Genomic DNA, 10,057 nt, shown 5'->3' with positions numbered 1-10,057 from the left:
ACGCTGGCCGAACGCAGGCTTGAATCCGTGGGTAACCCGGCAGGACGCCGGGTTAGCCGCGTTGGGCCATGGATGGCCCGTCGCGGCGGCCCACGGATTCAAGCCGGAGTGAGGGCATGCCGAGCCTGGGCGAGGCACCGAGTGGTGGGGCAAAGACCTTTTGGTTACTTTTGGCTGGGCCGGCATTCCGGGCGTTTGCCAAAAGTGACCCGCTGTAAGAGCGGAACCACCAGCCGCCCTTACCGCAGCAACGGATATGCCCCCAATCCACCTCCCCCCATTCGCCCAGACAGCCCTGCGGTAGGTGCCCACCCGGCATTTCACAGCTACAATGCCCGCCTCAACCGTGACAAGCCTGACTAAAAAAACTATGTCCTTGCCCAAGCATCACCTGGAATTGCTCAGCCCGGCCCGCGATGTCGCCATCGCGCGCGAGGCTATCTTGCATGGCGCCGACGCCATCTACATTGGTGGACCAAGCTTCGGCGCACGCCACAACGCGTGTAACGAGGTGAGCGACATCGCTCAACTGGTCGAATTCGCCCGCCGTTACCACGCCCGCGTATTCACCACCATCAACACCATCCTGCACGACAACGAACTGGAACCCGCGCGCAAGCTGATCCATCAGCTGTACGACGCCGGCGTCGATGCCTTGATCGTGCAAGACCTGGGCGTGATGGAGCTGGATATTCCGCCCATCGAGCTGCACGCCAGCACCCAGACCGACATCCGCACCCTGGGCCGCGCCAAGTTTCTCGACCAGGCCGGTTTCTCGCAGTTGGTGTTGGCCCGCGAGCTGAACCTGCAGGAAATCCGCGCAATCGCCGATGAAACCGATGCCGCCATCGAGTTCTTCATCCACGGCGCCCTGTGCGTGGCGTTCTCCGGGCAATGCAATATCTCCCACGCGCAAAATGGCCGCAGCGCCAACCGTGGCGATTGCTCCCAGGCCTGCCGCCTGCCGTACACCTTGAAAGATGACCAGGGCCGCGTGGTGGCCTTTGAAAAACACCTGCTGTCGATGAAAGACAACAACCAGAGCGCCAACATCCGCGCGCTGGTCGAAGCCGGTGTGCGTTCGTTCAAGATCGAAGGCCGCTACAAGGACATGGGGTATGTGAAAAACATCACCGCCTATTACCGCCAACGCCTCGACGACGTCCTCGAAGACCGCCCTGACCTGGCGCGCGCTTCCAGCGGCCGTACTGCGCATTTCTTCCTGCCCGACCCGGAAAAAACCTTCCACCGGGGCAGCACCGACTACTTCGTCACCGACCGCAAGATCGACATCGGTGCCTTCGACACGCCCACCTTCACCGGCCTGCCGGTGGGTGTGGTGGAAAAAGCCGGCAAGCGCGACTTGCAGGTAGTCACCCATGAGCCGCTCTCCAACGGCGACGGCCTTAATGTGCTGATCAAGCGCGAAGTCGTGGGTTTTCGCGCCAACATCGCCGAACCCAAAGGCGAGTTCGAAGAAGACGGCGAGAAACGCTACCGCTACCGCGTCGAACCAAATGAAATGCCGGCCGGCCTGCACCAGTTGCGCCCCAACCATCCGCTGAACCGCAACCTCGACCACAACTGGCAACAAGCCCTGCTCAAAACCTCGGCCGAGCGCCGTATTGGCCTGCAGTGGGTCGCGCGCCTGCGTGAAGACCAGTTGGACGTGACCGCGACCAGCGAAGAAGGCATCAGCGCCAGCGTCACCCTGCCCGGCCCGTTCGGCGTGGCCAACAAGCCAGAACAGGCGCTCGACACCCTGCGCGACCTGCTTGGCCAACTCGGCACCACCGAGTACCACGCCACGCACATCGAGCTGGATGCGCCGCAGGCATTCTTCATCCCCAGCTCGCAGCTCAAGGCCTTGCGCCGTGAGGTGATCGAGGCGCTGACCGCCGCCCGCGTTGCCGCTCACCCACGGGGGGCACGCAAGGCTGAGACGTCGCCGCCGCCGGTGTACCCGGAAGCGCACCTGTCGTTCCTGGCCAACGTCTACAACCAGAAAGCCCGGGACTTCTACCACCGTCACGGCGTGAAGCTGATCGACGCCGCCTTTGAAGCCCACGAAGAAACTGGCGAAGTGCCGGTGATGATCACCAAGCACTGCCTGCGGTTCTCGTTCAACCTGTGCCCTAAACAGGCCAAGGGCGTGACGGGGGTGAAGACCAAAGTGGCGCCAATGCAACTGATCCACGGTGATGAAGTGCTGACCCTGAAGTTCGACTGCAAACCGTGCGAGATGCACGTGGTGGGCAAGATCAAGGGCCACATCCTTGGCTTGCCGCAGCCGGGCAGCGGCGTGGGCCATTTCAACCCGGAAAACATCATCTTTCAGGGCACGCACTAACCCTTGGGGAGCGGGGCCACCACCAGCCCCGCTGCAACCCCGCTGCCGCCAGCAGAATCGCAACGACCCCCAGCCATTGCAGCCAACCCAGGCGATGCCCAAAGGCGAACCAATCGACGAAGATCGCCGCAATCGGGTAGATGAACGACAGCGCGCCGGTAATGGCGGTCGGCAGTTTCTGGATCGCCCCGTACAGCAACACATACATCAAACCGGTGTGCACCATGCCCAGCGTGACCAGCGCAGCCCAGGCCTGGGTCGCGGCAGGCAAGCTGTGCCAGGGCACCAACGGCGCCAGCAAAAGTGCGCCGGTAATCACCTGGATCAACGCCATCAAGTGGGGTGGAACGTCCTTCAAGCGCTTGATGATCAACGCGGCAATCGCGTACAAAAACGCTGCGCCCAACGCCAGGGCAATGCCGGTCAGATAATCCCCGCCAGCGCTTTGCTGTTCGCCGTGGGCGGTGACAATCGCCAACATGCCGAGGAACGCCACGCTCAACCACGCGAGCTTCTGCACGGTGATCTTCTCACCCAGAAAAAGCGCCGCCAGCATCACCAACATGAACGGCTGCACGTTGTACACCGCCGTGCTGATGGCAATCGATGCACGTGAATAGGATTCGAACAACAGCAACCAGTTGCCAACGATGGCCACGCCGCTGAGCATCGCCAGGCCGAGCTTGGCCCGGGTCAGCAGGTCTCGGCGCAAGTAACCCAACCACGCACACACCAGCAACAGCGTCAGCGCGCCAATCACGCAGCGCCAGAACACCACTTCGATCACCGACACGCCAGACACCAGCACAAACCAGCCGATGGTGCCCGAAATCAGCATGGCGGCGACCATTTCCCACGACCCGCGACGAATAGATGTGTCCACGATGGCGCTCCTCAAGTGAGGCTCAATTATGGCAATCTGCCGGTCAGCGCCTCCAGCGACTAAAGTAGGCAAAAACCCTCAATTACCTTTTTTAATTAGGCAGGCCGCATGATTGACTCTATCGACCAGCAACTGATCGCCGCCTTGATGGACGACTCGCGCCTGTCGCTCAAGGCGTTGGCGGGTATTACCGGGCTGTCTTCGCCCAGCGTGGGCGAACGTCTGCGCCGTTTGGAGGAGCGCGGCGTGCTGACCCATTACACCGTCGACATCGACCCCAAACACTTCGGCTATTTGCTGCAAGCCATCGTGCGTATCCGCCCATTGCCCGGCAAATTGCAGGAGGTGGAGCGCCAGATCCAGGCGATTCCCGAGTTCACCGAGTGCGACAAGGTCACGGGTGAAGACTGCTTTATCGCGCGCCTGCACGTGCGCACCATGGACCACCTCGACACCCTGCTGGACCGGATCAACGCCTATGCCGAAACCAACACCGCCATTGTCAAGAAAACCCCGGTCAAACGGCGTTTACCGCCCCTGGCCGATTCGTGATTGCACGTCACTAACGCAGTGACGTAATCGCTATTCTGTCATCGCCGGCCGAACTTTATGCTGGGCTCCACACATTGGAACCCACAGGGGTGAAGCGCATGTACGTAATCACTGGCATCACAGGCAAAGTCGGCGGCGCCCTGGCGCATAACCTCCTCAAGGCAGGTCTGCCGGTTCGCGCCGTCATTCGCGACGCCGGCAAAGCGGCATATTGGGCCGACCAGGGCTGCGAAATCGCGTTCGCCGCGATGGAAGATGCACAGGCGTTGACCGAAGCGTTCAAGGGCGCGACCGCCGTGTTCATCCTGCCCCCACCGGGCTTCGATCCGCAGCCTGGGTTTCCTGAAGCGCGTGTGGTGATAGCGGCTGTCAGCCAAGCGCTCAAAGCCGCCGCGCCACAAAGAGTCTTGTGCCTGTCGACCATCGGCGCGCAGGCCAAAGAGCTCAACCTGCTGACCCAGCGCACGCTGATGGAGCAGGCGTTGAGCGCCCTGGACATCCCCGTAACCTTCCTGCGCCCGGGCTGGTTCATGGAAAACGCCGCCTACGACGTCAGCAGTGCGCGTGACACCGGCGTGATCCACAGCTTCCTGCAACCGCTGGACAAGCGCATACCAATGGTTGCCACGGCCGACATCGGCACACTCGCCGCGCAGTTGTTGCAGCAAGACTGGGCCGGCCACCGCGTAGTCGAACTGGAAAGCCAATGGGTCAGCCCGAACGACATCGCCCAGACCCTGGCGCAAGTGCTCGGCCGTGACGTGCGTGCCGACGTGGTTGAGCGCGATACCTGGGAGCCGTTGCTGCGTGGCCAAGGTGCACACAACCCACTGCCGCGCATGCGCATGGTCGATGGTTTCAACGAAGGCTGGATCTGTTTCGAGCACGATCAGGTGCTCAAGGGCACAACCTCCCTGCTCACGGTATTGCGCGAGCTGGCAGGTAAAACCGCGGAGTCGAATGCCTGATGAACCTGCCTGAATTGGGTTTCGGTACCTTCCGTATGCCCGGCGATGACTGCCGGGCGGTGGTCGAAAGTGCCCTGGCGCTGGGTTACCGGCATATCGACACCGCCGCCCTGTACGACAACGAAGCCGCCGTTGGCCAGGCCATCAGACACTCGGGCATCCCCCGCGACGAGGTGTTCCTGACCACCAAGGTCTGGCATGACCAGTTGGCGCCGGCCGCGCTGCAAAAAGCCTTTGAGCTGAGCCTCGGCAAGCTGGCGGTGGACTACGTCGATCTGTTCATGGTGCATTGGCCGGCTGCCGACATGGACCTGCCCGGCGTGATGAACGCTTTGTTGGCTCTGCGCGACAGTGGCCGCGTGAAACACATCGGTGTGTGCAACTTCAACATGCCGATGCTGCGCGAGGCGATCGATGTGCTGGGCACGCCGATTGCCGCGGTACAGGCGGAATACCATCCGTTCCTCGACCAGAGCCGCCTGCTCAAGTACCTGCGCGGCAAACGCATCCCGATGGTCGCGTATGCGCCGTTGGCACAGGGTCGCGCGGCCACCGACCCGGTACTCACACAGATCGGCGCCAAGCACGGCGCCAGCGCGGCGCAAGTCGCCCTGGCCTGGTTACGCCAACAAGGCGTGGCGGCGATTCCCAAAGCCCAGCGCCCGCAAAGCCAGCAAGCCAACCTCGATTCGCTGCACGTCACACTCGATGAGCAGGATATGCAAGCCATCGCGCGGTTGCCCAAAGACCAACGCTTTGTGCAGCCGCCGTTTGCACCGCAGTGGGATGCGCTGTAAGCCGATTGAGTGGCTGGTGGGCTAGTTGTAGTCAGTGGGCCTCCTGTGGCGAGCGGGCGGGTTGTGGCGAGCGGGCTTGCCCCGCGTTGGGGCGCGAAGCGGCCCTGAAACCTGACGACTCAATTCATCGGGAGAAACGCGGTGACTGTCCTGGGGCTGCTTCGCAGCCCAACGCGGGGCAAGCCCGCTCGCCACAGTAAGCCCGCTCGCCACAGCCCGCTTGCCACTAAAGGCCCGTGGAAATATGGGGACACGGAAGTCAACGCGGGTGTTCCGGCTGCGCTGCTAGCGTCACAGCTTCTTATCCATGCAAGGAGCAACGGATTGTCTCGTCAGCCCAACTCTCACCGATTACGCCGCGGTCGTTACTCAGAATCAGGGCGTGCTTATTTGGTTACCGTCGTCGTGCATCAGCGCCAACCCTTGTTCAACAGTTTTGAGCTGGGACGATTATTGGTAGCAGAATTCAAACGAACCCACGACGCGGGTCAAGTCAACTCACTGGCGTGGGTGATCATGCCGGATCACTTTCATTGGTTGTTCGAGCTGCATAACTCGACCCTGCCCGATGTGATGCGCCAGACCAAGTCGCGCAGTACGCTGAGTATCAATCGGGCCCGAGGCAGCCGGGAAAGATTCTGGCAGCGCGGCTATTACGACCGTGCTGTGCGGGCCGAGGAAGACGCTAGGAAAATAGCTCGCTACGTGATTGCCAACCCTCTACGAGCCGGGCTGGTCGAGCACATTGGCGATTATCCGTTGTGGGACGCGGCCTGGTTGTAACGCTGCAGACTCACGTGGCAAGCGAGCCTCCTGGGGTAGATGGGATTTCTGTGGTGGACGGGCATCCTGAGGTGGACGGGCTTGCTGTGGCGAGCGGGCTTGCCCCGCGTTGGGGCGCGAAGCGGCCCTGAAACCTGACGACTCAATTCATCGGAAGAAACGCGGTGACTGTCCTGGGGCTGCTTCGCAGCCCAACGCGGGGCAAGCCCGCTCGCCACAGCCAGGCTGCTCGCCACAGCAAGCTCGCTCACCACGCGACGCCAGATCAGTCGTGCAGCGCCTTCGCCGCAACCAGTAACCCTTGGAACTTGCGATAGCGCGCTTCCAACACCGGCTGTTGCGTCGCATCAGGCCAATACCGCGCCTTGACCGGCATGCCCGCTTGCAACAGCGACGCGCCCTGCCCGATCGCTACAAACCCCAGCTTCGCCGCCCCAATACACGCGCTCAATTCGCTGCCCTGCAAGGTAAAGATCTCGCGCTGCAGGATGTTCGCCAACAACTGCGCCCAGTACTCGCTGCGTGCGCCGCCGCCCACCAGGGCGCAGGCGCCGACGCTGGCGCCGGCCGATTGCACGGCGTGCAAGGCATCGAGCAAGCCAAACCCCACGCCTTCCATCACGGCGTAACCGAGCATCGCCGGGGTGCAATCGTGACCCAGGTTCATGAAACCGCCGCGCAGCAATGGGTCGTTGTGCGGCGTGCGTTCACCGGCCAGATAGGGCAAAAACAGGGGTGTGTCCAACGGTACCGGCTGCCCCATCGGCAACTGCGCCTGCACCTGGTCCAGTAGCGTTTGTTCGTCCGGCATACCGGTCAAGCGTGTCACCCAGCGCAGGCAACTGGCCCCGGCCAGCATGGCGCCCATGGTGTACCAGCGATCAGGCAGCGCGTGGCAGAAGCTGTGCACGGCGCTGGCCGGGTCGCCGGCGGCGTGATCGGTGATGGCGACGATGGCCGCGCTGGTGCCCAGGGTGATGAAACCGTCGCCGGCATTGATTGCGCCGATGCCGACGGCCGCCACCGGGTTATCGCCGCCGCCACCGGCAATCACCACGCCGGGCGACAAACCCAGTCCGCTCGCCGTCACGTAACCCGCCGGTGCACCGCCTTCCACCAGCCTGGGCATTTGCGCAGGCGCAAGCCCCGTGGCACGCAGCATCGGCGCGAACCATTCGCGCTGCGCCACGTCCAGCCACAGTGTGCCGGCCGCATCGGACATCTCGCTGATGCGCTCGCCACTCAGGCGTAAACGCAGGTAGTCCTTGGGCGAGAGCACGCAGTCAATGGCCTTGAACACCTCGGGTTCATGCTGCTGCAACCACAGCAGTTTCGGCGCGGTCAGCCCGGCCATGGGCAGGCTGCCGGTGACTTCGGCGAAGCCGGGCCCGAGTTGCTCAGCTTGGGCGACAGCACGCGAGTCGTCCCACAGGATCGCCGGGTACAACACCCGGTCGTCATCCCCGAGCAACACAGCGCCGTGCATCTGCCCGGACAACCCGATGCACACCACACGACTGAACGCCGCATGCGCACGCAACTGCTCAAGCGCCTGCAAACAGGCCTGCCACCAGTCTTGCGGGGCCTGTTCGGACCAGCCGCTGTGGCGTCGCGAGACACTCAAGCGCACACCGGCGTGGGCGAGCACGGCGCCGTCGACGTCCATCAGGATCGCCTTGAGTTCAGAGGTGCCCAAATCAATACCGAGGGAAACAGGACTGCTCATACGTGGGTCATTCCAATCCAATACAGCCACATGAATTACGGTATTGCAGGCTCGGCGCCAGGCGCACACTTTGCACCGGCGCGGCCGGCGAGGCCATGCGTTGCAGCAGCATCTGCACCGCGCGCGCGCCCAGCTCCTGGACCGGCTGGGCAATCAAGGTCAGGCGCGGCACGAAAAAATCCGCCCAGTCAAAATCATCAAAACCCACCAGCGCGATCTGCCCCGGCACCTCGACCCGCGCGTCTCGCAGCGCGTGCATGGCGCCCAGCGTCATCAGGTTATTGCCCGCCATGATCGCCGTAGGCGGCGCACTCAGGGCCAGCAACTGCGCGGTCGCGACGCGCGCCGGCTGGCTGTTCGAGCCACCGTTGACCAGTAACTGCGGGTCAAACGCCACGCCTGCCGCCTGCAATGCGGCCCGGTAACCTGCCACGCGCTCATCGGTAGTGCCCAGCCCCGCGCGCCCGGCAATAAAGCCGATCCGGCGGTGCCCGTGTTCAATCAAGTGCGCGACCAGGGCCTGGGTGGACTGGGTATTCTCCACCCCGATCTGGTCAAACTGCGTACTCATCATGCGGTCCACCAGCACCGTGGGCATTTCATTCGCCTGCAAATACTCCAGGGCTCTGGAGTCGGTGGACGGAGCGAGCAAAATCCCATCGACCCGCCGATGATGCAACGCCGTGACCACTCGCAGCTCCTGCTCCGGGTCGTCGTGGGGGTCGACAAACAGCATCATGTAGCCGTGCTTGGCGCACTCGGTTTCAATCGCGTGCACGGTTTCGCTGAAGTAATGGTTGGACAGCGCCGAGATCGCCACACCAATCGTGCTGGTGCTGGAACGGGCCAGCGAGCGCGCCAGGGTATTGGGGATGTAGCCCAAGTCCTGAATCGCGCGCTGCACCGCTTGCACCGTGGCCTCGCTGACCTTGCGGGTGCCGTTCAACACGTGGGACACGGTCGACGTCGACACCCCCGCCCTGCTTGCCACGTCATCCATGGTGACCACGACGCTTTCCCCTTTGCTCAATGACTCAATGTTTACTCGACCAACCGCTGTACGTAGCCACGTTGTCGCGGGTGATCAGTTTTGGCGTGAGCAGGGTAACCGCTTCGGCCGGGGCCTTGTCATTGAGAATGTCGTTGCCCACGTTCACGGCGGTCTGGGCCATGGCCCAAGGGTCCTGGCTGGCCGAGGCCTGGATTTGCGTGTCGGTCTTCAGCGCGTTTTCGATGTCTGGCGCGCCGTCCACCGAGGTGATGAGGATGCCGCTGCGTTTAAGCTGCTTGGCCGCCAGGTCGCTGCCGATGGCTTGCGGGTCGTTGATTGCGAACAGGCCGTCGATTTTCGGGAAACGCGTGAGGTACCCCTGCATCACGTTCAGGCCACCTTCGCGCGAGCCTTTGCCGTCCTGGTCATCGGACAGCACCTTGATGTTTGGCGCACGGGCGAAGGCGGCCTTGCAGCCTTTGACGCGGTCAGTCACGGCGGTGACTTGCGGGCCATTCTGTATGATCACGTTGCCCTTGCCGCCAAGCTTGTCCACCAGAAACTGGCACGCCAGTTTGCCGGCTTCGACGTTGTCGGTTTGCACGGTGGCGTTCACGCCCTTGGCGTCCACATCCACAGCCACCACGACAATGCCGGCATCCCGGGCTTTTTTGATGGCCGAGGCCATGGCCGATGGGTCGACGGCGTTGAGCAGGATCAGGTCGACCTTGGACGAAATGAAGTTGTCGATCTGCGAGAACTGCTTGCTCAGGTCATAGTCGGCCGACACCGACGTCACTTTGACATTGGGGTTCAGCTCTTTGGCCCGCGCCGTGGCGCCATCGGCCAGGGTCACAAAATACGGGTTGCCGAGCGAGCCCATGCTGATGCCGAGGGCCTTGAGTTCGCGGGCTTCCACGGTGTGGGAGATCAGGGCAGCCAAGGCCATAACAGGAAAGAGGCGTTTGAAGTTCATGCGGGACTCTCTTGTGATTGTTGTTGGAGTG

Annotated in this window: 9 protein-coding genes; 5 read left to right on the top strand and 4 right to left on the bottom strand. The window is 62.7% G+C overall.

The window, feature by feature from the left end; translation table 11 throughout:
• Positions 1–370: 370 nt before the first annotated feature.
• Positions 371–2,350, top strand: coding sequence for a peptidase U32 family protein (locus AC19YS_RS16005; protein ID WP_500602225.1), 1,980 nt, complete (start codon positions 371–373; stop codon positions 2,348–2,350).
• Here AC19YS_RS16005 and AC19YS_RS16000 read toward each other — a convergent pair.
• Complete coding sequence (locus tag AC19YS_RS16000; protein WP_500602224.1) at positions 2,328–3,233, bottom strand: DMT family transporter; 906 nt, start codon at positions 3,231–3,233, stop codon at positions 2,328–2,330. The two genes, AC19YS_RS16005 and AC19YS_RS16000, sit on opposite strands and share 23 nt — an antisense overlap.
• Positions 3,234–3,341: 108 nt before the next feature.
• Here AC19YS_RS16000 and AC19YS_RS15995 point away from each other — a divergent pair, with 108 nt between their 5' ends.
• The 4 genes from AC19YS_RS15995 to AC19YS_RS15980 all read left to right on the top strand — a co-directional run bounded on the left by AC19YS_RS15995 (position 3,342) and on the right by AC19YS_RS15980 (position 6,333).
• Positions 3,342–3,785 (top strand): Lrp/AsnC family transcriptional regulator, encoded by a 444-nt coding sequence (locus AC19YS_RS15995; RefSeq protein ID WP_119740513.1) that lies wholly within the window; start codon positions 3,342–3,344, stop codon positions 3,783–3,785.
• Positions 3,786–3,883: 98 nt separating this feature from the next.
• Entirely contained in the window at positions 3,884–4,753 is an 870-nt protein-coding gene (locus tag AC19YS_RS15990) for an NmrA family NAD(P)-binding protein (RefSeq protein ID WP_119740515.1), read from the top strand.
• Complete coding sequence (locus AC19YS_RS15985) at positions 4,753–5,550, top strand: aldo/keto reductase (RefSeq protein WP_500602223.1); 798 nt, start codon at positions 4,753–4,755, stop codon at positions 5,548–5,550. Before AC19YS_RS15990 ends, AC19YS_RS15985 begins: the two co-directional genes overlap by 1 nt.
• A 324-nt stretch (positions 5,551–5,874) precedes the next feature.
• Positions 5,875–6,333, top strand: a complete 459-nt coding sequence (locus AC19YS_RS15980) for an REP-associated tyrosine transposase (RefSeq protein WP_500602222.1) — start codon at positions 5,875–5,877, stop codon at positions 6,331–6,333.
• A 265-nt stretch (positions 6,334–6,598) separates the two neighbouring features.
• Here AC19YS_RS15980 and xylB read toward each other — a convergent pair whose 3' ends face one another.
• Genes xylB through AC19YS_RS15965 form a run of 3 tightly spaced genes read right to left on the bottom strand, consistent with a single transcriptional unit; the run spans position 6,599 to position 10,026 of the window.
• On the bottom strand, positions 6,599–8,059 hold the full coding sequence (gene xylB / locus AC19YS_RS15975) for a xylulokinase (protein WP_500602221.1): 1,461 nt from the start codon (positions 8,057–8,059) through the stop codon (positions 6,599–6,601).
• 7 nt (positions 8,060–8,066) lie between these two features.
• Positions 8,067–9,068 (bottom strand): LacI family DNA-binding transcriptional regulator, encoded by a 1,002-nt coding sequence (locus AC19YS_RS15970; protein ID WP_106580388.1) that lies wholly within the window; start codon positions 9,066–9,068, stop codon positions 8,067–8,069.
• A 25-nt stretch (positions 9,069–9,093) separates the two neighbouring features.
• The gene (locus AC19YS_RS15965; protein WP_500602220.1) at positions 9,094–10,026 is read right to left on the bottom strand and encodes an ABC transporter substrate-binding protein; all 933 of its coding nucleotides are present in this window, start codon (positions 10,024–10,026) and stop codon (positions 9,094–9,096) included.
• Between the last annotated feature and the right edge of the window lie 31 nt (positions 10,027–10,057).

It is taken from the genome of Pseudomonas sp. MF08831 (assembly GCF_059862645.1).
The sequence above is the reverse complement of the archived record's forward strand: the minus strand, read 5'-3'. Positions and strand labels throughout refer to the sequence as shown.

What these genes read in the sequence shown, in the direction of transcription:
- AC19YS_RS16005 (WP_500602225.1), top strand. Translation starts at nt 371, where the DNA reads ATGTCCTTGCCCAAGCATCACCTGGAATTGCTCAGCCCGGCCCGCGAT.
- AC19YS_RS15995 (WP_119740513.1), top strand. Translation starts at nt 3,342, where the DNA reads ATGATTGACTCTATCGACCAGCAACTGATCGCCGCCTTGATGGACGAC.
- AC19YS_RS15990 (WP_119740515.1), top strand. Translation starts at nt 3,884, where the DNA reads ATGTACGTAATCACTGGCATCACAGGCAAAGTCGGCGGCGCCCTGGCG.
- AC19YS_RS15985 (WP_500602223.1), top strand. Translation starts at nt 4,753, where the DNA reads ATGAACCTGCCTGAATTGGGTTTCGGTACCTTCCGTATGCCCGGCGAT.
- xylB (WP_500602221.1), bottom strand. Translation starts at nt 8,059, where the DNA reads ATGAGCAGTCCTGTTTCCCTCGGTATTGATTTGGGCACCTCTGAACTC.
- AC19YS_RS15965 (WP_500602220.1), bottom strand. Translation starts at nt 10,026, where the DNA reads ATGAACTTCAAACGCCTCTTTCCTGTTATGGCCTTGGCTGCCCTGATC.